The sequence below is a fragment of the Ramlibacter aurantiacus genome, from assembly GCF_016722895.1.
Classification (GTDB): Bacteria; Pseudomonadota; Gammaproteobacteria; order Burkholderiales; family Burkholderiaceae_C; genus Ramlibacter; species Ramlibacter aurantiacus.
The window spans coordinates 90,406-112,649 of the sequence record NZ_JAEQNA010000005.1; the positions used below are offsets into that span (position 1 = coordinate 90,406).

General features: G+C 68.4%; 22 protein-coding genes. 8 read left to right on the top strand and 14 right to left on the bottom strand.

Annotated elements, in window-relative coordinates; all coding sequences use genetic code 11:
• Positions 1–2 precede the first annotated feature (2 nt).
• The 3 genes from JI739_RS14270 to JI739_RS14280 all read left to right on the top strand — a co-directional run bounded on the left by JI739_RS14270 (position 3) and on the right by JI739_RS14280 (position 3,353).
• Complete coding sequence (locus JI739_RS14270; protein ID WP_201684597.1) at positions 3–872, top strand: alpha/beta fold hydrolase; 870 nt, start codon at positions 3–5, stop codon at positions 870–872.
• A complete protein-coding gene (locus tag JI739_RS14275) occupies positions 869–2,503 on the top strand; it encodes a bifunctional 3-(3-hydroxy-phenyl)propionate/3-hydroxycinnamic acid hydroxylase (protein ID WP_201684598.1) in 1,635 nt (544 codons plus the stop codon). The genes JI739_RS14270 and JI739_RS14275 overlap by 4 nt, the downstream gene beginning before the upstream one ends.
• A gap of 73 nt (positions 2,504–2,576) precedes the next feature.
• Positions 2,577–3,353: an IclR family transcriptional regulator gene (locus JI739_RS14280; RefSeq protein WP_201684599.1), complete on the top strand. Its 777-nt coding sequence runs from the start codon at positions 2,577–2,579 to the stop codon at positions 3,351–3,353.
• Positions 3,354–3,413: 60 nt separating this feature from the next.
• Here the strand turns inward: JI739_RS14280 and JI739_RS14285 are convergent, their stop codons facing one another.
• Together JI739_RS14285 and JI739_RS14290 are read right to left on the bottom strand one after the other, a co-directional pair.
• A complete protein-coding gene (locus JI739_RS14285) occupies positions 3,414–4,397 on the bottom strand; it encodes a Bug family tripartite tricarboxylate transporter substrate binding protein (protein WP_201684600.1) in 984 nt (327 codons plus the stop codon).
• Positions 4,398–4,434: 37 nt separating this feature from the next.
• On the bottom strand, positions 4,435–5,304 hold the full coding sequence (locus JI739_RS14290; RefSeq protein WP_201684601.1) for a fumarylacetoacetate hydrolase family protein: 870 nt from the start codon (positions 5,302–5,304) through the stop codon (positions 4,435–4,437).
• Positions 5,305–5,436: 132 nt separating this feature from the next.
• On the opposite strand from JI739_RS14290, the gene JI739_RS14295 reads away from it, so the two are divergent.
• On the top strand, positions 5,437–6,105 hold the full coding sequence (locus JI739_RS14295; RefSeq protein WP_201684602.1) for a FadR/GntR family transcriptional regulator: 669 nt from the start codon (positions 5,437–5,439) through the stop codon (positions 6,103–6,105).
• Positions 6,106–6,113: 8 nt separating this feature from the next.
• On the opposite strand, the gene JI739_RS14300 is transcribed toward JI739_RS14295, so the two are convergent.
• Genes JI739_RS14300 through JI739_RS14355 form a run of 12 tightly spaced genes read right to left on the bottom strand, consistent with a single transcriptional unit; the run spans position 6,114 to position 16,102 of the window.
• Positions 6,114–6,536, bottom strand: coding sequence for a VOC family protein (locus JI739_RS14300; RefSeq protein WP_201684603.1), 423 nt, complete (start codon positions 6,534–6,536; stop codon positions 6,114–6,116).
• Between the two features lie 57 nt (positions 6,537–6,593).
• On the bottom strand, positions 6,594–7,295 hold the full coding sequence (locus tag JI739_RS14305; RefSeq protein ID WP_201684604.1) for an SDR family oxidoreductase: 702 nt from the start codon (positions 7,293–7,295) through the stop codon (positions 6,594–6,596).
• 28 nt (positions 7,296–7,323) lie between these two features.
• Positions 7,324–8,091, bottom strand: coding sequence for an ABC transporter permease (locus JI739_RS14310; RefSeq protein ID WP_201684605.1), 768 nt, complete (start codon positions 8,089–8,091; stop codon positions 7,324–7,326).
• Positions 8,088–8,894, bottom strand: coding sequence for an ABC transporter ATP-binding protein (locus tag JI739_RS14315; RefSeq protein WP_201684606.1), 807 nt, complete (start codon positions 8,892–8,894; stop codon positions 8,088–8,090). The genes JI739_RS14310 and JI739_RS14315 overlap by 4 nt, the downstream gene beginning before the upstream one ends.
• Positions 8,891–9,916, bottom strand: coding sequence for an ABC transporter substrate-binding protein (locus JI739_RS14320; RefSeq protein WP_201684607.1), 1,026 nt, complete (start codon positions 9,914–9,916; stop codon positions 8,891–8,893). The genes JI739_RS14315 and JI739_RS14320 overlap by 4 nt, the downstream gene beginning before the upstream one ends.
• 43 nt (positions 9,917–9,959) lie before the next feature.
• Positions 9,960–10,553: an isochorismatase family protein gene (locus JI739_RS14325; RefSeq protein WP_236589703.1), complete on the bottom strand. Its 594-nt coding sequence runs from the start codon at positions 10,551–10,553 to the stop codon at positions 9,960–9,962.
• Positions 10,554–10,597: 44 nt separating this feature from the next.
• On the bottom strand, positions 10,598–11,641 hold the full coding sequence (locus tag JI739_RS14330) for a 2,5-dihydroxypyridine 5,6-dioxygenase NicX family protein (RefSeq protein ID WP_201684609.1): 1,044 nt from the start codon (positions 11,639–11,641) through the stop codon (positions 10,598–10,600).
• A 49-nt stretch (positions 11,642–11,690) separates the two neighbouring features.
• Complete coding sequence (locus JI739_RS14335) at positions 11,691–12,662, bottom strand: amidohydrolase family protein (protein ID WP_201684610.1); 972 nt, start codon at positions 12,660–12,662, stop codon at positions 11,691–11,693.
• 20 nt (positions 12,663–12,682) lie between these two features.
• Positions 12,683–13,198 carry an aromatic-ring-hydroxylating dioxygenase subunit beta gene (locus tag JI739_RS14340; protein WP_201684611.1) on the bottom strand — a complete coding sequence of 172 codons (516 nt, stop codon included), beginning with the start codon at positions 13,196–13,198 and terminating at the stop codon, positions 12,683–12,685.
• Positions 13,195–14,505 carry an aromatic ring-hydroxylating dioxygenase subunit alpha gene (locus JI739_RS14345; RefSeq protein ID WP_201684612.1) on the bottom strand — a complete coding sequence of 437 codons (1,311 nt, stop codon included), beginning with the start codon at positions 14,503–14,505 and terminating at the stop codon, positions 13,195–13,197. The genes JI739_RS14340 and JI739_RS14345 overlap by 4 nt, the downstream gene beginning before the upstream one ends.
• Positions 14,506–14,531: 26 nt before the next feature.
• A complete protein-coding gene (locus tag JI739_RS14350; RefSeq protein ID WP_201684613.1) occupies positions 14,532–15,788 on the bottom strand; it encodes an NAD(P)/FAD-dependent oxidoreductase in 1,257 nt (418 codons plus the stop codon).
• Positions 15,785–16,102, bottom strand: coding sequence for a non-heme iron oxygenase ferredoxin subunit (locus JI739_RS14355; RefSeq protein ID WP_201684614.1), 318 nt, complete (start codon positions 16,100–16,102; stop codon positions 15,785–15,787). Before JI739_RS14355 ends, JI739_RS14350 begins: the two co-directional genes overlap by 4 nt.
• Positions 16,103–16,499: 397 nt before the next feature.
• On the opposite strand from JI739_RS14355, the gene JI739_RS14360 reads away from it, so the two are divergent.
• From JI739_RS14360 to JI739_RS14375, 4 genes are read left to right on the top strand one after another with little or no spacing between them, the layout of a single operon-like run.
• A complete protein-coding gene (locus tag JI739_RS14360; protein WP_201684615.1) occupies positions 16,500–17,603 on the top strand; it encodes a TRAP transporter substrate-binding protein in 1,104 nt (367 codons plus the stop codon).
• Between the two features lie 22 nt (positions 17,604–17,625).
• The gene (locus JI739_RS14365) at positions 17,626–20,007 is read left to right on the top strand and encodes a xanthine dehydrogenase family protein molybdopterin-binding subunit (protein WP_201684616.1); all 2,382 of its coding nucleotides are present in this window, start codon (positions 17,626–17,628) and stop codon (positions 20,005–20,007) included.
• Positions 20,004–20,864 carry an FAD binding domain-containing protein gene (locus JI739_RS14370; RefSeq protein ID WP_435531612.1) on the top strand — a complete coding sequence of 287 codons (861 nt, stop codon included), beginning with the start codon at positions 20,004–20,006 and terminating at the stop codon, positions 20,862–20,864. Before JI739_RS14365 ends, JI739_RS14370 begins: the two co-directional genes overlap by 4 nt.
• On the top strand, positions 20,861–22,132 hold the full coding sequence (locus tag JI739_RS14375; RefSeq protein WP_201684618.1) for a xanthine dehydrogenase family Fe-S subunit: 1,272 nt from the start codon (positions 20,861–20,863) through the stop codon (positions 22,130–22,132). The genes JI739_RS14370 and JI739_RS14375 overlap by 4 nt, the downstream gene beginning before the upstream one ends.
• Positions 22,133–22,244: the final 112 nt, after the last annotated feature.

Sequence of the window (22,244 nt, forward strand, 5' to 3'; positions counted from 1 at the left end):
TCATGCAAACCTACAAGAGCATCTGGAACGCCCTGACGGACGTGGCGTTCGAGCAGGGCTGGATCGATGCCGCAGGCATCCGAACGCGCTACGCGCACGCCGGCCGGAAGGGCCGGCCCGTGGTGCTGATGCTGCACGGCACGGCCGGCAGCTGGGAAAACTTCGCGGAGAACCTGGGGCCGCTGTCGAAGCACTTCGACTGCTACGCCATCGACATGGTCGGCTGCGGCTTCAGCGACAAGCCGGACCTGCCGTTCGAGACGCCGGTGTACGCGCGGCACGCCAGGGACTTCCTCGATGCCATCGGCGCGGACCGAGCCCACGTCATCGGCTGCTCGCTGGGCGGCTGGGTCGGTGCCCGGCTGGCCGTCACGTACCCGGAGCGCGTGGCCAGCCTGACCATGGTGTCGGCAGCCGGCTACCTGTCGGACGCGTCCAACATGTCGCGCATCAAGAGCCAGCGCACCAAGGCCGTCGACGAGCCGACCTGGGACAACGTCAAGCAGATCTTCAACAACCTCATCCACGACGAGAAGAACCGCATCCCGGACATCGTCGCGGTGCGACAGCGCGTCTACCAGTTGCCGGAGATGGCGCGGGCCATGCACAACATCCTGTGCCTGCAAGACCCGGACGTGCGCGCGCGCAACGTGCTGGGCGATGACGAGTGGGAAAGCATCGAGGCGCCCGCGCTCGTCATCGGATCGCTGGAGGACAAGGACACCTACCTGGCCACGGCCCGCGCGGTGTCGAAGCTCATGCCCCACGCGCGGTATGCGGAGATGGCGGACGTGGGCCACTGGCCTCAGTTCGAGGATCCGGCCACCTTCAACCGCCTGTTCCTGCAGTTCATGGGAGAGATCACGCAATGAACACCCTCCAGACCGATGTCGTCGTGGTCGGCGCCGGCCCCTGCGGGGTCACCCTGGCCAACTATCTGGGCGCCTATGGAGTGCGCGCCGTGCTGGTGGAGCGCGCCGCCGACATCCTCGACTACCCGCGCGCGGTGGGCGTGGACGACGAGGCGCTGCGGTCCTGGCAGGGCGTGGGCCTGGCCGACACGCTGCTGCGCGACATGCTGCAGAACGTGCCGGCGCGCTACCACAACTCCAGGGGCCGGTGCTTCGCGGAGGTGGCGCCCGAAGGCCAACCCTTCGGCTGGCCGCGCAGGAACCTGTTCCTGCAGCCACTGACCGAAGCCACCCTGCGCAAGGGGCTCGACCGCTACGACTGCGTGCGGGTGGAACTGGGCCTGGAGATCACCGGCCTGGCAAGCGGCGAGCGCATGGTGTCGCTGCAGGGCCGGCGATCCGACGGCGAGCCCATCGACATCGCGGCCCGCTATGTGGTCGGCGCCGACGGCGGTCGCAGCACCATCCGCAAACTCATCGGCGTGGAGCTGACGGGCACGACCGACACGCACAAGTGGCTGGTCATCGACGTGACCGACGACACCATGGATGCGCCCTTCACCGGCATCTATTGCGATCCGCAGCGGCCCAGCTTCTCGATCCACCTGCCGTATGGCTACCGCCGTCTCGAATTCCTGCTCAAGCCCGACGAAACCGAGGAAGAGGTCCTCAAGCCGGAGCGGCTGGAGGCGCTGATGCGGCTGCACTACGGCGCCACCGGCCCGCTGCCGCCGGTCAAGCGCTCGCGCATCTACCTGCACCACTCGCGCATCGCCGAACGCTTCAGCGTCGGGCGCGTGTTCCTCGCCGGCGACGCGGCGCACCTGCAGCCGCCGTTCTTCGGCCAGGGCATGAATTCGGGGCTGCGCGACGCGACCAACCTGGCGTGGAAGCTCGCCTGGGTCCTGAAGGGGCATGCGGACGAAGCGATCCTGCAGACCTACGACACCGAACGGCGCCACCATGCCCTGGCGATGGTGAAGCTGGCCACCTGGATGGGATCGTTCTACCGGCCCTGGAACCGCTTGACCGAGAGCGCGCGCGACCTGTTCTTCGACGTGATCCGCAAGCTGCCCGGCGCCAAGGACTACGTGCTGCAGCTGAAATTCAAGCCGATGTCCCGCTACACCCAGGGCGTCGTGCTGTTCGACGAACGCGCGGCGCGGCGCAAGGACTACCCCGTCGGGCGCATGTTCATGCAGCCCTCGGTTCTGGTGGGGGACAAGGTGTCGAGACTGGACGACGTGATCGGCCCCGGCTTCTGCATCCTTGGCATCCACACGGACCCGGCGGAACTGCTCGGCCGCGACACCCTCGAGGACCTGGCCACCATCGGCTGCAGGACCCTGTGGATTCGGCCGTCGCGCTCGGTCGGCCCCGGCAGGCAGGCCCGCTCACCCTCGCTGGAGGTCGAGGACGTGCATGGCAAATTCCGGGACTGGAAGATGAGGCATCCCGAGTGGCCGTTCATCGTGCTGCGGCCCGATCGCTACGTGGCAGCCGTCGGCTCGGCCGCGCAGCTGCCGGAGACGGTGCGCAGCCTGGTCACGCTGCTGCGCGCAGAGGCACAGGCGATGCGACTCGCCGCGTGATGCACGGGCGGGCGCTGCAAGCAGCGCCCCTACAATCGCGCGCCGTCCGACCCTCCCGGGCGCCTTGACCACGATGGACCCGAAGACCTCTTCCGCCGATGAGTCCCTGCTCGGCAACTCCACCGCCGACCGCGTCATCGAGATCCTGCTGCTGTTTACGGATCGGCAGCCGCGCTGGACGGCGCACGAGCTGTCGGCCCAGATGGGCATGCCCCGCAGCACCATCTACCGATACCTGAACTCACTGAAGAACAGCCGGATGATCGTCGAGCGGGGCGACGGCACCTTCGTGCTCGGGCCGCGCATCCAGGTGCTCGCCGCCGTGGCGAAAGGGACCAACAACATCGTCTCGGTCGCTCGCGACGAGATGCTCAAGCTGGCCGAGGCCTTCAACGAGAACCTGCTGCTCAACGAGATCGCCGACTTCGAGGTGGCGACGCTGGAGCGGATCGAAAGCCGCCATCGCGTGGGCCTGACCTCGGCCCGCGGCGGCCTGCTGCCGTGGCCGGCCACGGCCAGCTCGAAGCTGTTCCTCGCCTACGCCCCGAAGGAGAAGCTCGCCCGGTTCTGGACCATCGGCAAGCCCACCGCGTACACCGACAAGACCATCGTCCAGAAACACCGCCTGGAAGCCGAGCTCAGGCAGATCCGCCAGCAGGGCTTCGCCTACTCCGACGAAGAGCGCGACGAAGGGGTGGTGGGCGTCGCGGTGCCCTTGATGAGCGAGGGCGCGTGCCGATACAGCCTGGCCTTCGTGGCGCCGAAGTTCCGGGCGAACCAGGACGTGCTGGCCGCCATGAAGCAGGCCCTGCTCGACGCCGCCCGCAGCTTGCAGGTGCACCTGGCCTGAGGCGGCGCGCCCGGGCGAGCAGCGCGCTGCCCCTCGCGCGGGGCGCAGCCGGCGGGCCGGCTACTCCACCTTGCCGATCTTCTTGACCACGTCGGCCATGCGGCCGATGTCCTGCTTCACATACCGGTCGAACTCCGGTGCGTCCATGTACTGGATCGGGCTGCCGGCGCCGAGGATGACCTGCTTGACCTTCGGGTCCGCCGCCGCGGCCTTCGCTGCGGCGCGAACCTTCTGGAGCACGGGCTCGGGCATGCCGGCCGGGGCGAACAAGCCGGACCATTGCGCGTACTGCGCGTCGTAGCCGGCGTCCTTCAGGGACGGCACGTCGGGCATGCTCTCCAGCCGGCCCGTGGCCCAGTGGCCCAGCACCTTGACCTTGCCGGCCTTGACGTGCTGCAGGACGGTGGCGGGCCCGGTGGACAGCGCCTGGACCTGGCCGGCCAGCAAGGCCACCACGGCCGGCCCGGCCCCGGTGAACGGCACGTGCGTGAGCTTGATGCCGGCGTTCTGGGCGAGGATTTCCATGGGCACGTGCATGGTGCCGTAGTTGCCGGACGAGCCGTAGTTGATCGCGCCGGGCCGCTTCTTCGCGTCTTCCACGAAATCCTTCACCGTGTTCCAGGGCGCGTCGGCCCGCACCGCCAGCACGGTGGGGTCGGCGGTGAAACGGGCGATGGGCGTCAGCGCATCGAACGCGTACATCGGCGAGCGGCCCAGGAGCTTGTCCGCCTCGGGCAGCACGCTGTACGAAGACAGGGCCATCAGGAGCGTGTAGCCATCGGGCGCCGACTTGGCCGCCTGGGCCATCCCGATGCCGCCACCGGCCCCACCCCGGTTCTCGATCACGACCGGCTGGCCCAGTTCGCGCGACATGGACTCGGCCACCGGCCGCGCCACCGTGTCGGCCAGGCCTCCCGGCGGGAAGGGCACCACGATCTTGATGGGACGGTTGGGGTAGTCCGTGGCCTGGGCCTGGACGGACACGGCGCCGGCGCAAAGCAAGGCCGCGACGGCGATTCGAAAGGTGGCACGTACGTTGATCATCTTGTCTCCTAAGTTCGTGGTTCGGGAAAAGCCTCGGTTACTGGAAGCGGTTTTCGATCGCGCCGATCCCGTCGACCTCGATGCGCACCACGTCGCCGGCGCGCAGGTAGCGCGGCGGCTGCAGCCCCATGCCCACGCCGGCCGGGGTGCCGGTGGCGATCACGTCCCCAGGAACGAGGGTGATGCCGCGCGAGACGGTTTCGATCAAGGTGGGGATGTCGAAGATCATGTTCTCGGTCGGTCCGTCCTGGCGCAATTCGCCGTTGACCCAGCAGCGCACGCGCGTGCGCCGCCCGTCGAGTTCATCGGCGGTGACGATCCACGGGCCCATGGGGCAGAAGGTGTCGAAGGACTTGCCCATGTCCCATTGCTGGTGCCGCATCTGCACGTCGCGCGCGGTCACGTCGTTCACGATGGTGTAGCCGTAGATGTGGTCCATGGCGTCGTCCTTGCGGATGTTCTTGCCACCCTTGCCGATCACCACGGCCAGCTCGGCTTCGTAATCGATCTGCTCCGATACCGCGGCACCGGGCAGCACCACCGGATCGTGCGGGCCGACCACGCACTCGGGCACCTTGGTGAAGACGATCGGCCACTCCATGACGTTCTCGTTGCTGCCCTTGAAGACCGATGCGGCCAGCTCCTTGGCATGGGCGTGGTAATTGCGGCCGACGCACCAGAGGTTGCGACGGGGCCGCGGCAAGGGAGCGTCCAGGCGCACGGCCGACAGCGGCAGCGACGGGCCCGAAGCGGGCAGCCGTTCGCCCCGCACGGATGCCTCGACCAGGGCCAGCGCGCCGTGCTGCGCCTGCTCGGTCGACAGCTGGAATGGCGCGACCTGCTGGCCGTCCGGTGACACGACGCCGACTTGCCGGCGGCCATCATGGGTGAATGTTGCGATGCGCACAGGATCTCCTCAATTGGTTGATTGGTGACCATTCATGGACCATTGGCGAGCATGCTACACGAGTCAGTTGCCGAAGAGAACCCATGAATCTTATGGAATGGAAGATGGGCGATTGGTCTAACATTGGTCCTTATGCAATCGGCTCAAAGCCTTCGCCACTTCATCCTCGACAACCTGCGCGCCGGGCGATGGCGGGTGGGGGATCGGCTGCCGCCGGAGCGCAGCTTCAGCGACCGATTCGGCCTGAGCCGCGGATCCGTGCGCAAGGTGCTGCAGGACCTGCGTGAACTCGGGCTGATCGAGCAGACGGTGGGCAGCGGCACCTTCGTGAGGGAAGGCGCCGAAGCGGTCGTCCAGGCACTGCCTGCCGAGCAGGTTTCGCAAAGCAGCCCGGCCGAGTTGATGGAGGCGCGGATCACGCTGGAGCCGGCGATCCTGGAACTCGTGATCGCCAATGCCACGGCCACGGACTTCCGCCGCATGGACGAGTGCTGCGAACGTGCCGAGCGCGCGCAATCGCTCATGGAGTTCGAGCACTGGGACGGCATGCTGCACGAGGCGATCGCCCTCGCCGCGCACAACAGCTTCGTGGCCGGGGTGTTCAGCCACATGAACCAGGTCCGCGCGCAAACCGAATGGGGCGTCCTGAAGCGGCGCAGCGTGACCCCCGAGCGGCGGCTGCTGTACCAGCGGGAACACCGCGCCCTGGTCAAGGCGATCAAGGCCCGCGACCTCGACCAGGCGCGGTCGGCGGCCCTGCAGCACCTGGTGGGCGTGCGCAGGAATCTGTTCGGCGGCTGAGGGCAGGCTCAGGCCTGGCCGTCGGCCGGCTCCGGTGGCCCTTTCAGTTCAACCGTATTGCCTTCAGGATCGGTGATGTAGATCGACGGGCCTCGGCCTTCCGCTCCGAAGCGCTGAGCCACGGGGCCGGGATCCAGGCCGTGGGCGCGCAGGTGCGCGCAGATCGCGTCGGCATCCCAGGGGTCGATGCGCAGGCAGAAATGATCCATGTTGCGGCCGGGCGTGCCCGCGGCTTCAGCGCCCGCCGCGTCGATGCCGCCCTCGGGCAAGAGAAGGTCGATCAAGCCCCGCCCCGCACGCAGCTGCACCAGCCGGTTCTTCTCGTCGATGCGGTGCACCGGGCACCCGAGGACGGTGCCGTAGAAGCGGATCATGGCGTCCGGGTTGCGAACGCGCAGGACCAGATGATCGATTTCGCGAACCTTCAGCATCGGATCATTGTGCCTTCGCAAGCCGGGCGCCAGGCTCATCGACCCGCGCCCACCCCCTCAGATCGACTTCACGATGCCGCCATCGACGCGCAGGCTCTGGCCGGTGATGTAGCCGCTGCCGTCGGACAGCAGGAACGCCACGGTCTGGGCGATCTCCTGCGTGGTTCCGAACCGCTGCATCGGTATCCGGGCGACCACTTCGGGCGTCTCGGGCCAGCTGTCGACGAAGCCCGGAAGAACCGAGTTCATGCGGATCCCGTCGGGTGCATGGCGCTCGGCGTAGAGGCGGGTGAACGAGCCGAGCGCGGCGCGCAAAACGGACGAGACGGGCATCGACTGCTCAGGCATGGCCGCTGCGTAGCTGGAGATGTTGACCACCGCACCCCCGCCCTGGCGCTGCATGACCGGCGTGACCTTGCGCATCATGCGGATCACGTTCAGCAGCAGCATCTCCAGGCCGGCCTGCCAGCTGGCGTCGTCCAGCGCGAGCAGATCGCCCTTGGGCGGATGCCCGGTGTTGTTCACCACCGCGTCGACGCGGCCATACGTGCGCAGCGCCAGTTCGACGAGCGCGTCGAGGTCTTCCGCGCGAGTCACGGATCCTTGCATCCCGACCCCGCCCAGCTCGCGCGCCACCTCGACGGCTTTGCTCGGCGACATGAGCGCGACGCGCCAGCCGCGGCCGGCCAGTTCGCTGGCGATCGCCGCGCCCATCCCGCGACCTGCAGCCGTCACGATGGCCACTTTTCCTGGTGTCACTGTCGATCCTTCAGCGTGGGGGCGTGGTTCAGTCATGCGCCACCCGCCAGGGCGTGGCCTTGCGCTCGATCCAGACCACCGCCCCGTACAGGACCATGCCCATGATCGCGAGCAGGAACACGGCGGCGAACACCCGGGCCGTGTCGAACATGCCTTGTGCGCTCAGGATGACGTAGCCCAGCCCACGCTGCGAGGCCACGAACTCACCGACGATGGCGCCGACCAGCGACAACGCGATGGCCACCTTCATGCCGGTGAGGATGGAGGGCAGCGCGCAGGGCAGACGCACCTTGAGGAAGAAGTCGAGCGACGAGCCCTTGAGCACGCGCCCGAGGTCCAGCACGTCCTGGGGGACCGAGCGCAATCCGTGAACCGCATCGACCAGCACCGCGAACACCGCGATCAGGAAGGCCATGGCGATCTTCGGCTCGTACCCCGTGCCCATCCAGATCACGAACAGCGGTGCGATCGCCACCTTGGGCACGCTGTTCAAGGCGACGATCATCGGATAGACCACGTCGGTGAAGTTGCGCGAGGCCACCAGCAGCATGGCCAGGCCGACGCCGACGACCACGGCCAGGGCGAAACCGCCGAGCGTCGTGATCAGCGTGTAGTAGCAGTGGTCGAGGTACCAGCGCCATTCGCGGGCGAGCTCCAGCAGCACCGTGGACGGAGGTGGCAGCGTGATCGGCCGCGCCTCGAACACGTGCACGGCCACTTCCCACAGCGCCAGCAGCAGCAAGAGGGCGGCGGCTCCCACCCCGGCGCGGCGGGCGCTGTCCAGGCGGGTGCTCATGCTGCGTTGACCTCGCCTGCGGTCGCGGGTGGCTCCTTGATGAGGCCCATGTCGTTGAACAGGCGGCGGATGCGCGCGGTATAGGTGCCGAACTTGTCCGACTCGCGGTCGCCCAGGCGGCGCGGTCGTGCCAGATCGACCTCGATGATGTCGGCGACGCGGCCGGGTCGCGGCGACAGGACCACCACGCGGTCCGCCAGGAACACGGCCTCGGCGATGCCGTGGGTGACGAAGACCACCGTGTTGCGCGTCTCCAGCCAAATGCGTTGCAGCTCGATGTTCATCTGGTCACGTGTCAGGGCGTCCAGGGCGCCGAAGGGCTCGTCCATCAACAGCAGGCGCGGATCGTCGACCAGGGCGCGGCAGATCGCGGCGCGCTGGCGCATGCCGCCGGACAACTCGCGGGGATAGCGGTCGGCGAAATCGCTCAGGCCGGTGAGCGCCAGCAGCCCGGCGACGCGCTTGCGGTAGTCCTGCACCGGCTTGCGAGCAAACTCCACCGGGAGCAGGATGTTGCGTTCGATGTTGCGCCACTCGAGCAGGGCGTCGCGCTGGAACACCATGCCGATGTGGTCGGGCGGCCCGTCGACGGTTTGTCCGTCGACCTGCAGTTCACCACCCGTGACGCGCTCGAGCCCCGCGATGCAGCGCAGGAAGGTGCTCTTGCCGCAGCCGCTGGGGCCCAGGATGCTCACGAACTCGCCGGGCTTGACGTCCAGCGACACCTGCTCGAGCGCCGTGAGCGCGCGCTCGCCCGGGTAGACCTTGCTGACGCCGCGCGCCTGGATCGAGCTGGCGCTCACTTGGCCCCGCTGATCGCCGGCATCGGGCGGACCATGTTGGGTGCGACGAAATCACTGCCGTTGCGGCTAGCCTTGATCAGGCTGGCGTCCGTGAGCGTCTTGACCGCGTCGGTCCAGTCGGCCGCGACCGGCGCGCCCAGCGTCTGGCCGGCGGCCACGGGCAACTTGAAGAATTTGCGCAGCGAATCAACCTGGCCGCGCAGGATCTTCTTGTCCAGCTTGGCTTGGGGCCGCTGGGCAACGATGGCGTCGACCGCCTCGTCCTCATGGCCGTTGTAGACGTACTGCCAGGACGCCGCGGTGACGCTGGCGAACTTCGAGATGGCTTCGCGCTTGCTGGCCAGCTTGCTTTCCGAGCTGAACAGCCCGAAGCTGGGCATGGGCAGCTTGTAGTCGGCGAAGAGGATGCTGTTGGACGGCCGCGGCTGGGCCACGATGGCCTCGAAGAACGGGATGGTCGAGAAGACGGCGTCAGTGCGCCCGGAGACGTAGGTGCCGGCCTTGGCGGCGGCATCCACGTTCACCAATTCCAGGTCGCCGCGCTTGAGGCCGCCGGCGGCCAGGAAGGCGTCGATGAAAGGTGCTTCGAGCGATCCGGCGGTATAGGCCACCTTCTTGCCCTTGAGGTCCGCCGGGCCCTTGATCCCCGAGTCGGCGGGCACCAGCATGCCCAGGTCGCTGGTGCGCGCGAACACCGCCACCGCCTTCACCGGCAGGCCCTTGTCACGGGCGATCATCATCGGGCCCAGCGCCGCGTGGCCCAGGTCGAACTGGTCGCTGCTGCCGACGATCTGCACGGTGGTCACCGAGCCGTTGCCATCCTCGATCTCGACGTCGAGCCCGGCCGCCTTGTACCAACCCTTCTGCTGGGCCAGGTGCATGGCGGCGTGGGCGCCCCAGGGCGTCCAGTCCAGGCGCACCTTGATCTTCTCGGGCGCCTGCGCAGATGCGGCGGCGGCGAAAGCCAGCGCGGCGCAAGAGGCGAATACGCGGACAACGAATCTGCTGAGGGAAAAGGTCATGTCGGTCTCCAGGAGGGCGGGGTTGAAGGAAGCGACGTGCGGGTCAGGCGCCCACCGCACGCGCGCCGGCAGCGGTGGCTTCCAGGGCGGCGTCGCGGGTCATCAGGGTGGCGTATTTCTGGTCCATGTCGAACAGGTTGGCTTCGTGGGCCTGCAGCGAGCGATCGCCCACGCAGTCGGTGACGACCAGCGGGCGGAAGCCGTGGCACATGGCATCGACCACGCTGGCCCGCACACAGCCGCTGGTGGTGCAGCCGGCGATCAGCAGGGTCTGCACGCCGCGGTTGGCGAGCCAGCTTGCAAGGGGCGTGCCAAAGAAGCCCGACGGGTTGGTCTTGCGCACCACCAGTTCACCGGCCACGGGCTGCAACTGCGACACGATCTGGCTGCCCGGGCTGTCCTCGTGCAGGGCCAGGAGGGTCGGCACCTTGAGGGTGAAGACGTTGGCGTCGGCGCCGTCGTCCTGGTAGACGATGCGGGTGTGCGCGATCGGCCACTGGCGCGTGCGCGCCTGGGCGAGCAGCGTGCGCGTGCACTCGATGGCCGGGCCGATGTTGCCGCCGCCAAAGGCCGCCGGGTCGGCGAAGCCGTTGACGAAGTCGACGATGAGCAAGCCATAAGGCGGCTTGGGCTCCATCGTGGCGCCGAAGCCCTGGTTGCGGTAGGTGGCTTCGTCGCTTCTCACTGGAACGCCTCGTCGATCACCTTGCCATCACGCACCACGATGGTGTCGTCCACCCGCACCGTGCAGTTGCGCAGCGGGATGTCCAGGTGGCAGGCCGTCTTGCGCTTTCCGCCGGCCTCGTTGTTGGGCCCGAGCGAGAACAGGAAGTTGCCCTCGAAGGCGCGCGCATCCATCGCGATGGTTCGCTCGCGGTCGTACAGCGACAGCGTGTGCCAGTAGCACCGCGGCTGCATGCCCCAGCCGATGTGCGACATGGCATAGGCCTCGGGGTCCTTGTAGGCCGCCATGAACTCACGCAGGAGGTCGGCATCGATGCCGCCCTCGATGCTGCGCACGAAGCCTTCGCTGACCTTCAAGGTGACCTTGTCCGAGACATAGTTCTTCTGCGGCAGCAGGATGTCGCCGCGGTCGATCACGATGGTGCCGTCGCTGCCGCCCTCGTTGGCGAAGGTGAAGAGGAAGCCGCTGGGCCAGTGGTCCCACCGCCCGGGCTCCTCGACGAATCCGTATTCGCAGATGGTGGGGAATTCCCCGATCTTGAAGGTGACATCGGTGCCGGCGGGCGACGTCACGTGCATGGTCCTGGCCCGCTTGAGCAATCGCGAGGCGGCCAGCACGCGCTGCCGGTCCGCCTCGGTGGGCACCGTGCGCACGAGCACCTCCGGCGGCTCGACCGCCAGGAGGATCTTGGTTCCCGAGTCCAGGATGTCCATCTGCTCGGGCGAGAACAGCAGCAGCATCAGGTCCAGCACGATGTCGCTGTTCTTCAGCGCCGAGATCGCCGCCGTGTTGCCGGTCAGGGGGGTCTCCCCGAGGTAGTTCAGCAGGTCGCGGCTGGTGGCCTTCTCGGCATTGATCGGCGGCAGCTCGATCTTGGTGACGATGGCCCCGGCCCGCTGCGCCGAGATGGTGGCCGCACGTAGCGTCAACGGATCCGTGTGCGGTCCGCAAAGAATGGAGACGGTCTGGCCCGCCTGCACCTGGCTGAGCCTGAGCACTTCGTCCCAGGCGCTGATCATCTGGTGGTCACTGACCGGCATGGTTCATCCTTTCTGCGTGGTAGACCAGGGAAAAAGAAACCGGCCGGCGCTAGACGCCGGCCAGCTTGAAGAGCCGGCGCGCGTTGCCGTGGCAAACGAGCGCGCGCGTGCGGTCGTCCAGCGGCGCCTGCTCGATGAACGCGCAGGCCTCGGCGGTCGACTCATAGGGATAGTCCACCGAGAACAGCACGCCTTCGGCGCCCATTTCGCCGATCGCCCCGACCAGTGACGGCGCCGAGCACACGCCCGAGGTCGTGATCAGGATGTTGCGGCCGAAGTATTCGCTGGGCTTGCGCGCCAGCTCGATGCCCATGGGATAAGCGGCGAAGCGGCTGTCCAGGCGCCAGCGCTGGAACGGGAGGAACTCGCCCATGTGGCCCAGCAGCAGCGTCAGCCGGGGGAAGCGGTCGAAGACCCCCCCGAAGAGCAGGCGCAGCGCGTGGCCGGCGGTCTCGACGCCCCAACCCCAGGTGGCGCCGTGCAGCACGGGCATGCCGTCGAGCAGGGCAGGCACCTGGCTGAAGCTGGCCGGGTGCAGGTAGATCGGCACATCGAGCGCCTGTGCGCGCTCCCAGAACACGTCGAACGCCGCGCCCTCGTAGTAGCGACCGAGGGTGTGGCCGTTGACCATAGCTCCCTTGAAGCCGAGCTGGCCGACGGTGCGCTCGAGCTCGTCGGCGGCCGCCTGCGGGTCCTGCAGCGCGACGTGGGCGAATGCGCCGTAGCGCGTCGGATGCCGCGAGACGCGCTCGGCCAGGAACTCGTTGTTCTCGCGCGCACGGCGGATCGCCAGCGCCGCATCGGGCTCGGCCTGCACACCCGGGGCCGTCTGCGAGAGCACCACGTATTCGATGCTGCCGGCGTCCATTTCCTCGATGCGGCGCGAATCGAAGTCGGTGAGGCGCGCGCCGAGGTCGGCGCGCACGTCGGGGGCGAGCAGCTGGGTGAAGCCCTTGGAGTACTCGGCGAAGCCGGGCGCCGAGAAGTGCTCCTCGAGCGCGATCTTGGGAATGCGGTTCATGCTCGGTTCTCTCGATTCGCTCAGACGGGGTAGGCCAGCGCAGTCGCCAGCACCTCGGTGTCGTGGACCACCTGCCGGTCCGCGAGCAGCAGCTGCTCGCCGCGGCGCACGAAGCGGTCATAGTAGGTGCCGGCCAGGTGCACGGTGGACGGCCCCTCGATGAGGGTTTGCACGAGGATGAACGGCGTCTGGGCCTCGACCGCCCCATCGGTCTCGTCGACCACCCGGGTGACACCCAGCAGGTGCAGCATGTGCCGCGGGGCGAACATCTGCGAGTGCGCCACCGCCAGCGCGCGGTCCCGGATCATGTCCGCGCCCTCGCAGTACACGAGCCCGACCGGCAGATCCAGCAGCGCGTTCTCGCGCGAGGTGACGCGGTAGGTAGCCTCCTCGGCGAAGAAGTCGGGCCAGCGCTCGACGTCGTTGGCATCCAGGGCCGCGCAGTACTCGGCGTTGAAGGTCTCGATCTCGGCGCGCAACTGGGCGGCGCGCTGGGGACCGACGGTAGCGGGGCGGTAGGCGAGTCTTTCCTTCATTGCGCGGCTCCTGCGACGGGAATACCCATGACCCCGCGGTAATACTCGTAAAGCGAGCGGATGCACGATTCGGAAATCAGCCCGTTGGACGTGCCGACGGTGCCGGAATCGAGCTTGAGGACGTTCACGTCCGTGCTGGAACGGCGCAGTCCTTCCTGGACGAACTTCATGGCTTCGTTGTCCTCCAGGCCCAGGAAGCCGGCCGGTCCCATCAGGTTCCCCTGGCGCAGCCGGTGGCGGGTCATCTCGGGGGTGTCGTCTTCGTAGCCGAACATCGTCCACTGCATGATCATGCTGTGCGGGCCGTTCGGGATGATCTGCCGCACGCCCAGCGTGTTCATCTCGCGCTGCACCACCAGGTTGGGCCAGACCGTCATCATGGTCACCGACCAGGGCGAGTCGAACTCGCGCACGAACTCCAGGAAGCGCTCGTCGCGCAGGCGCAGCTTCTCGTGGAACGAGCGCATCTCGGCCTTGGTCTCGGCCGACACCTTCGCGTACTTGTCCTCCTCCTTCGCGGATCCCATGTAGGCATGGCGGCCGTGCGCCTTGTCGGCGAGCATGATCGACTTGTTCCCGGCCACCAGCAGGCCGAACACCACGAGGAACGAGTGCAGCAGGGTCGCGTGGTACGGATCCTTGAGGTTCTCGTGGTACATCTTCCAGTTGCACGGAAGCTCGTTGCGGTAGTAGCCGAGGATCTTCAGCTTCTTGCCCGTGAACGTGACGTCGAACTCGTCGACCATCTCCTGCGTGAGGTACTCCTCCAGCGGCGGCGTCTGGTCCGAATAGGTGGCGAACACCACCCCGTGGCGCGTGGTCACGCGCAGCTGGCGGGCGCCGTGGTCGGCGTTCTGGAAATCCTTGGGCATGCCGCCCTGCTTGTTGACTCCGCGCTTGAAGGGCACCCCCTGCAGGTTGCCCTTGAGGTCGTAGGACCACTGGTGGTAGGGGCAGACGAACTCCTTGGCGTTGCCCTGGTTGTTGCGGCAGAACTCCGCCCCCCGGTGGGCACAGCGGTTCTCGAAGACCGAGATGCTGTGGTCTTCGGCGCGGGCGACCACCACCGGCACCGAGCCGACGTAGCCGCGCTTGTAGTCACCCGGGTTGGGGATTTCGGCCTCCAGCGCAACGAAGTTCCAGGTGTCGCCGCGGAAGATGCGGTCCATCTCGCGGTCGTACAGGTCCTGGCTGGTATAGACCCAGTCGGGGATGGTGTGGAGCGCATCGGCCGGCCAGATGCATTGCTCGAACGGCGGGTTCTTCGCGGCATCGGTCACGCCGATGACGGACTGCGATTGGTACATGGATGCTCCAGGGAGTCGCGGTGAGGTTAAAGGGTGGCCGCGGGCTCGGCAAGCAACTGCTTGGCCCAGGCACGCAGATTGAGGTGGTCCTGTGCGAACTCGTGCATGGGCACCGGCCGGGCGCGGTCGAACAGCGGCCGCAGGGCGCGCAGCTCACCGCCGGCGTTGAGCGCGACACCCTGCATGGGCACGCCGCCCCGATGCCCGATCCACAGGGCCTTGCCGCTGGCGGGGTCGCCTCGGCGCACGTAGTCGAGGCCGGCGGCAGGCAGGCCCAGCATCTGGATGTTGTGCCGGCCCTGCTCGGTCCAGAACCAGGGAAACGGCGGCACCGGTGGCGCCGAGCCGAGCATGGCGGCAGCCGCGATACGCGCCTGCTCGTTCGCGTTCTGCCAGGACTCCAGGCGCGTGGGCTGCTGCTGGCCCGGCCTCTGCTGGCTGGCGCAGTCGCCGCAGGCATAGACGTTCGGGTCGCTGGTGCGGCAGGACGCGTCGACCAGCACGCCTGCTCCGGGCGCGATGGCCAGGCCGGCCTCCCGGGCCAGGGCATCGTTCGGGGACATGCCGACACACACCAGCAGCTCATCGACCTCGAGGCGCTCGCCGTCGCCGGTCACCAGCAGCAAAGGCCTGTCGCCCATCGGTTCGACGCGGGTCACCGACGTGCCCAGCCGCAGATGCGCGCCTTCGCTGCGCAACGTGGCTTCGAGCCAGCCCGATACCTCCGCCGGCAGGAAGCGCGTCAGCAGCGCCGGTGCGCTCTCGATGACCGTCACCACGGCGCCGGCAGCCAGGGCCGAATGCGCCACCTCGAGCCCGAGGAAGCCGCCACCCAGGATGGCGATGCGGGGTCGTGCCCGCAGCGATGCGCGCAACCGGCGCGCGTCGTCCACCGTTCGCAGGTAATGGATACGCTCGCCGCCGCACGGCGCCCAGGGCAGCAAGCGGGGCTCGCCGCCGGTCGCCAGCAGGCACTTGTCGTAATCGATGGTCCGGCCGCCCGCGAGGTGCAGCCGCCGCTGCGCGGGATCCAGTCGCACGGCCTCGATGCCGCTGAGCAGGTCCACGTTGCAGCGCAACCAGTCATCGTCGGCCAGGACATCCAGGCGGGGCTCCTCGGCCCCGACCAGCACGGCCTTGGACAAGGGCGGTCGCTCGTACGGACGATGCGGCTCGCGCCCCACCATCACGATGGCACCGTCATGGCCGCCATCGCGCAAGGCATGCGCCGCCACGGCCGCGGACTGCCCGGCACCCACGATGACGATGCACCCGGTGGTCACTGGCTCGCGGGCGATCGGACGTAGACGTCGTCGCCTTCCTGTTTGACGGCGTGCGTGCGCACATCGACGGTGACCGGCGCGCACATCGCCTTGCCGGTGCGCAGGTCGAACCGCCCCTGGTGCAGCGGACACTCGATGCAGCCGTCTTCGACGTAGCCATCCGAGAGCAGCGCTTCAGCGTGCGTGCACATGTTGTCCGTGGCGAAGAACTCGCCGGCGGAGCGATACAGCGCGATGCGGTATCCCGCCACGTTGACCGCCTTGACTTCGTCATCGCCGAGCTCTTGCGCGGACGCAACCCTGATCCATTCCATCGGCTCATCCAGTCGCGGCGTCGCCGCGCAAATAAATTAGTCAGTACACGTCCATATTAGCGCCAGATCGGGCGGACGTTCAAGGGGTTATCTCTGCCCCCCGGGGTTTTTTAGGGCCCGGCGCGGTCCGGTTGCGCAGGCACCAATCCGATGACCGTGGCACCAATAGAGGGACTGCGGATGCACCGACCTTTGCGGACTTCGGGTTTGTCCTAGCCGAGGGGGACTTCCGGTCGCCGACGGCTCCTTCCATAATCGATCAGTACACTGCTCAATCGCGCTGCCAGGCACCGTTTCGACCGGAAGAAAGGTTGGCATCGAAGTTGCGATCGGGGCGGCTTGTGCGGCCGGCGCTTCCAAGCCGGATCACGTTCTTCACCAAGCAAAGGAGCTTTCAATGCGACGTCGCGGATTCCTGGACAAGATGGCTGTTGCTGGAGGGGTGGGCGTCGCGGCGCTTGCTGCGCCGGCGGTTCATGCACAAGCGCAGACGACCGTTCGCTGGCGCATGGCCACGGCCTGGCCGAAGAGCCTGGACAACATGTACGGCTCGGCCGAAAACCTGTGCAAGCGCGTGGGCGAGCTCACCGGCGGCCGCTTCGAGATCCGGGCGTTTCCCAACGGGGAGATCGTGCCGGCGCCCCAGCTGATGGACGCGGTGAGCAACGGCACGGTGGAATGCAACCACGTGCTGAGTTCGTTCTTCATCGGCAAGAACAGCGCGGTGGCGTTCGACGCCGGCCTGGCATTCGGCCTGAACGCCCGCCAGCACAACGCCTGGCTCTACAGCGGCGGCGGCATGGAGCACCTGCGCAAGCTCTACAAGAAGTACAACATCGTCAACTTCCAGGTCGGCAACGTCGGCGTGCAGATGGGCGGCTTCTTCCGCAAGGAGATCAAGTCGGTGAAGGACCTGCAGGGCCTGAAGATGCGCATCGGCGGCATCGGCGGCATGGTCCTGGCGAAGCTCGGCGCCCAGCCGCAGCAGATCCCGCCCGGCGACATCTACCCCGCGCTGGAGAAAGGTGCACTCGACGCCGCCGAGTGGATCGGCCCCTACGATGACCAGAAGCTCGGCCTGAACAAGGTGGCGCCCTACTACTACGCCCCCGGCTGGTGGGAAGGCAGCGCCTCGGTGTCCAGCCACGTGAACGAAACCGCCTGGAACGCGTTGCCGCCGGAGTTCAAGGCCGCGTTCGAGACCGCGGCCAACGAGCAGAGCATGCTGATGCTGGCCCGCTACGACGCCACCAACCCCGCCGCCCTTCGCCAGCTGATCGCCAGCGGCGCGAAGGTGTCGTACTTCCCGCGCGACGTGATGGACGCGGCTTACAAGGCCTCGCAGCAGCTGTGGGTCGAGTTGAGCGAGAAGAACCCCGACTTCGCAGCGATCTACAAGGACTGGAAGGCTTTCCAGGCCCAGCAGGTCAGCTGGTTCCGCGTGGCCGAGACGGCCCTCGACGGCTACACCTTCAACGCCGTCCAGGCCGGCAACCGGTAACGCCAACGAGGCAGGCAGAAGCATGGATCAGGCTGAAACCCCGGCACGGCTGCTGAAGCCGGAGGGCATCGGGGCCCGGGTGCCGCGCAAGGAAGACGCGCGGCACCTGGCCGGAAAGGGAAACTTCGTCGGCGACATGGTGATGCCGGGCCTGCAGGAAGTCGCCTTCCTGCGCAGCCCGTTGGCGCATGCGCGCATCACCGGTGTCGAGATTCCCGAGGAACTCGCCGCACGTGTGTTCGTGCGCCAGATGATGGGCGACGCGGCCGACATCCTAGCGCCGTCCTCCCTGCCCACCTACCAGACCTCGGCGCAACCGCCGCTCGCGAGCGACAAGGTGCGCTTCGTCGGCGAGGCGGTCGCCATGGCCTTCGCGCCCACGCGGGCCATCGCCGAAGACCTGCTGGAGCAGGTCCAGGTGTCCTTCGACGAGTTGCCGGTCTTCCACGACTCATGGTCGGCCCTGGCGGCTCAAGGCGAGCTCCTTCACCCGGGGTGGAAAGACAACCTGTTCATGACCTTGCGGGCCGATCGCGACTTCGACCAGCTGGCCGCGCAGGCCGAGGTCCGGGTGACGCGCACGATCGAGCTCTCGCGCCAGTGCATGGTGCCGATGGAAGGCAAGGCCGTGATGGCCTACTGGGACTTCCAGGCGAACCAGCTGGTCGTCGTCAGCGCCACGCAGGTACCCCACCTGCTGCGCGCCGGCATCGCCCAGCACCTGGGAATGGGCGAGGAGAGCGTCCGCGTCGTCTCGCCCGACGTCGGCGGCGCCTTCGGCTACAAGTGCGTCATGCACCCCGAGGAGCTGTGCATCGCGTGGCTGGCCAAGACCTACAAGCGCCCGTTCCGCTACCTGGAAGATCGGCGCGAGCACCTGATCGTCGGCGCCAACACGCGCCAGCACCACTACCAGCTCACCGCCTACGCCGATCGCACCGGCAAGCTGCTGGCGCTGGACGCCGTGATCACCATCGACGGCGGCGCGTATTCGTGCTGGCCTTTCAACATCGGGCTCGAGCCGGGGCAGGCGGTGGGCAACCTGCCCGGTCCGTACGCGTTCCGCGGCTATCGCTGCGAGACGCGCTGCGTCGGCACCAACAAGCCCGGCTTCATGCCCTACCGGGGCGTCGCGCGAACCGGTGTGTGCTTCGCCATGGAACTGCTGATGGACGCACTCGCCCGCGAGGTCGGCCGGGAGCCCTGGCAGGTCCGCCTGGACAACCTGGTGCAGGGTGAGCAGATGCCCTACGTCAACGTCGTCAACAAGCATTTCGACAGCGGCGACTTCCCGGCCAGCCTCAAGCGGGCGGTCCAGATGATCGGCCTGGAGGCCGTGCGCGAGCGCCAGGCCCGCGGCGAGCCCGACGGCCGGCGCATCGGCGTCGGCACCGCCACCTATACCGAGCAGTCGGCCCACGGCACGTCGGTGTTCGCCACCTGGGGGCTGCCGGTCGTGCCCGGCTACGACCAGGCCATGGTCAAGCTCACCGCCGACGGCGGGCTGGAGGTCCGCGTCGGCGTGCACTCGCACGGACAAGGCATGGAGACCAGCTTCGCGCAGATCGCGCACGACGTGCTGGGCGTGCCCGTGAACCGCATCCGCGTGATCCACGGCGACACGGGCCAGACACCGTTCTCCACGGGCACCTACGCATCGCGTGCCACGGTCATGTCGGGCGGCGCGATCGCGGTGGCCTGCAAGGAGCTGCTGCCCCGCGTGCAGGCCATCGCGGCCCACCTGATGGGCGTGGAGCCGCAGGCCGTCGCACTGCTTGAAGGACGCGCCTGGGCCGGCGAGAAGTCGGTGGCCTTGTCCGACGTCGGGCGCGCCTGGTACCTCACCCCCCAGGAGCTGCCGGACAACGTCAACCTCGGCGGACTCGAGGTGTCGCGGGCCTACAAGCCCAAGGTCGATACCGGCGCCTTCACCTATGCGAGCCAGGCGGCGGTGGTCGCGGTCGATACCGAGACCGGCGAAGTCGAGATCCTCGACTACGTGGTGGTCGAGGACTGCGGCACCATCGTCAACCCCATGATCGTCGAGGGCCAGACCATCGGCGGCATCGCGCAGGGCATCGGCACCGCGATGTACGAAGAGACGCCTTACGACGAACAGGGCCAGCCCCTGGCCTCCACGCTGGCCGACTACATCCTGCCGGGTGCCACGGAGGTACCGCGCATCCGCATCGAGCATTTCGAGACGCCCTCGCCCAACACCGAGTTCGGCGCCAAGGGCATGGGGGAAGGCGGCGCCATCGCCCCGCCGGCCGTGATCTTCAACGCGGTGAACGACGCGCTTCGCGGCACCGGTGCCGCCGAGGTGCTCCTCACGCCACTGACGCCGCGGCGCCTGCTCAAGGCGCTGGAGAGTGCCACCTCGCCAGAGGAAGTCGCCAAGTGAAGGCTGCAAGCTTCGGATACATGAGCGTCCTGGAACTGGACGAGGCGCTGCAGGCGCTGGCGCGCGGCGAGGGGGCGGCCAAGGCCATGAGCGGCGGACAGTCGCTGGGCCCCATGCTGAACCTGCGCCTTGCGCGGCCGCAGCAGGTGATCGACATCGCGGGCCTGCCGATGCTGCGGCAGGTCAAGGCCGGGCCGGACGACATCGAGATCGGCGCCGGCGTCACGCATTCCGAGATCGAGGACGGACGGCACGCGCCCCTGGTCGGCCATCCCATGCAGGGGGTGGCGGCCGGGATCGCGTACCGCGCCGTGCGCAATCGCGGCACCGTCGGCGGCAGCCTGGCCCACGCCGACCCGGCGGCCGACTGGGTGGTGGTGCTGCCCGCGCTCGGCGCCCGCATCAAGCTGCGCTCGCCACGCGGGGAACGCACGGTGGAGGCTGCCGGGTTCATGCTCGGCGCCTACACCACGGTGCTCGAGCCCGACGAGCTCGTCACCGCCGTGGTCGTGCCGCGTCACTCGCCCACCACCCGCTGGGGTTACCACAAGCTGTGCCGCAAGCCGGGTGAGTTCGCCGAGGCCAGCGCGGCCATCTACCTCGACGAGGCCGCGAGTGCCTCGCGCATCGTGCTCGGTGCAGTGGACGGCCCGCCGCTGCTGCTAAACCAGCTTGCCACGGCCGTGGCCCGCGATGGCGCCTCGGCGGCCTCGCGTCCGCAGCTGCGCGCGGCGGTCGCCGCCGCGCTGCCCGATCGCGACCCCATCGACCTCAAGATGTTCACGGCGTGCCTGGAGCGCGCGCTGGAGCAGGCGGGCGTGATCGCCCGCGCACAAGCCACCGGAGCCCCGAGTTGAATACTGTCCGCCTGCACGTCAACGGCCGCGAGATCAGCGCCGAAGCGGAGCCGAGAACCCACCTGGGCGACTTCCTGCGCGACGAGCTGCGCCTGACCGGCACGCACCTGGGTTGCGAACATGGGGTGTGCGGCGCCTGCACGGTCCTCATCGACGGCCAGCCGGTTCGCTCCTGCATCACGTTCGCCGTCGCCTGCGAGGGCCGCGACGTCACCACCGTCGAGGGCTATGACGACGACCGGCTGATGCAGTTGCTGCGCGCGGCCTTCACGCGCCACCATGCCCTGCAGTGCGGCTTCTGCACCCCCGGCATGCTCGCCACCGCGCGCGACATCGTGCTGCGCCTGCCGCAGGCCGACGAGGCGCGCGTGCGGCTGGAGCTGGCCGGCAACCTGTGCCGCTGCACCGGCTACCAGGGCATCGTGAACGCCGTGCTCGACGTCCTGCAGCAGCAGCGCGACGAGCCGGACGCCGAGGTGCTTCGGCTGCGCGAGAACCTCCGATCGGCCCCCGAGGCGGGTCCACGCCCCCGCGTGGTGGCCCGGGCCGAGGCGGCCGACGCCGTCGCTTCGGCGCAGGTCCAGGCGCCGTCGGCGTCCGTCGGCATCCCGGTCACCACGTCCGCCATCGGCGCTGCGCACCAGATGGTCGGCCAGGCCCCGGCCAGCGCTCCCGCGGCCTCTCCAAGCGCGGGCGCGAGTGCGGGCGCGAAGCCCAAGGGCAACCAGATCGAGGCCGCCTTCGACGTGCCGTTCCCGCTGGACGACGTGTGGCGTTTCATGGGCGACCTGCCCGCCGTCGCCTCGTGCCTGCCGGGTGCGTCGATCGAATCGCAGGAAGGCGACAAGGTGAAGGGGCGCATCGCGGTCAAGTTCGGCCCGATGGCCGCGGCCTTCGCCGGGGCGGCCCGCCTCGAACGCAACGATGCGACCAAGGAGGCCGTCCTGCGGGGGGCGGGACAGGACACGCTCAGCCAGTCACGCGCCCAGGGCGACATCGCCTACCGCCTCGAAGGCATCTCGGCCGACAACACCCGCGTCCACGTGGACATGGTGTATTCGCTGCAAGGTCCGCTGGCGCAGTTCTCCCGCTCGGGGCTGGTGAAGGATTTCGTCCGCCGCATGGTGGCCGACTTCGGCCGGCAAGTGACGGTGCGGATGCGCGGCGGCGACGGCGCCACCGAACCGCCGCGACCGATTCCGATGGCGCGCATGGTCTGGGAGCTGCTGTGGGGGCGGCTGCGGTCCCTGTTCGGCGCCCGCCGCTAGCGCCCTGCCTTCGAGCCGACACCCGTGCCGCCCCCTGCCCGATCCTTCGGCACATGCCCGCCCGGGTGGGCAAGGAGCGGGGGGACCGCCCTTCCTGCGCACGCCTTCAGCC

Excerpts from the sequence above, each read along its gene's own strand:
- JI739_RS14270 (WP_201684597.1), top strand. The coding sequence starts at position 3 with ATGCAAACCTACAAGAGCATCTGGAACGCCCTGACGGACGTGGCGTTC.
- JI739_RS14275 (WP_201684598.1), top strand. The coding sequence starts at position 869 with ATGAACACCCTCCAGACCGATGTCGTCGTGGTCGGCGCCGGCCCCTGC.
- JI739_RS14280 (WP_201684599.1), top strand. The coding sequence starts at position 2,577 with ATGGACCCGAAGACCTCTTCCGCCGATGAGTCCCTGCTCGGCAACTCC.
- JI739_RS14285 (WP_201684600.1), bottom strand. The coding sequence starts at position 4,397 with ATGATCAACGTACGTGCCACCTTTCGAATCGCCGTCGCGGCCTTGCTT.
- JI739_RS14295 (WP_201684602.1), top strand. The coding sequence starts at position 5,437 with ATGCAATCGGCTCAAAGCCTTCGCCACTTCATCCTCGACAACCTGCGC.
- JI739_RS14300 (WP_201684603.1), bottom strand. The coding sequence starts at position 6,536 with ATGCTGAAGGTTCGCGAAATCGATCATCTGGTCCTGCGCGTTCGCAAC.
- JI739_RS14310 (WP_201684605.1), bottom strand. The coding sequence starts at position 8,091 with ATGAGCACCCGCCTGGACAGCGCCCGCCGCGCCGGGGTGGGAGCCGCC.
- JI739_RS14320 (WP_201684607.1), bottom strand. The coding sequence starts at position 9,916 with ATGACCTTTTCCCTCAGCAGATTCGTTGTCCGCGTATTCGCCTCTTGC.
- JI739_RS14325 (WP_236589703.1), bottom strand. The coding sequence starts at position 10,553 with ATGGAGCCCAAGCCGCCTTATGGCTTGCTCATCGTCGACTTCGTCAAC.
- JI739_RS14330 (WP_201684609.1), bottom strand. The coding sequence starts at position 11,641 with ATGCCGGTCAGTGACCACCAGATGATCAGCGCCTGGGACGAAGTGCTC.
- JI739_RS14335 (WP_201684610.1), bottom strand. The coding sequence starts at position 12,662 with ATGAACCGCATTCCCAAGATCGCGCTCGAGGAGCACTTCTCGGCGCCC.
- JI739_RS14340 (WP_201684611.1), bottom strand. The coding sequence starts at position 13,198 with ATGAAGGAAAGACTCGCCTACCGCCCCGCTACCGTCGGTCCCCAGCGC.
- JI739_RS14345 (WP_201684612.1), bottom strand. The coding sequence starts at position 14,505 with ATGTACCAATCGCAGTCCGTCATCGGCGTGACCGATGCCGCGAAGAAC.
- JI739_RS14355 (WP_201684614.1), bottom strand. The coding sequence starts at position 16,102 with ATGGAATGGATCAGGGTTGCGTCCGCGCAAGAGCTCGGCGATGACGAA.
- JI739_RS14360 (WP_201684615.1), top strand. The coding sequence starts at position 16,500 with ATGCGACGTCGCGGATTCCTGGACAAGATGGCTGTTGCTGGAGGGGTG.
- JI739_RS14365 (WP_201684616.1), top strand. The coding sequence starts at position 17,626 with ATGGATCAGGCTGAAACCCCGGCACGGCTGCTGAAGCCGGAGGGCATC.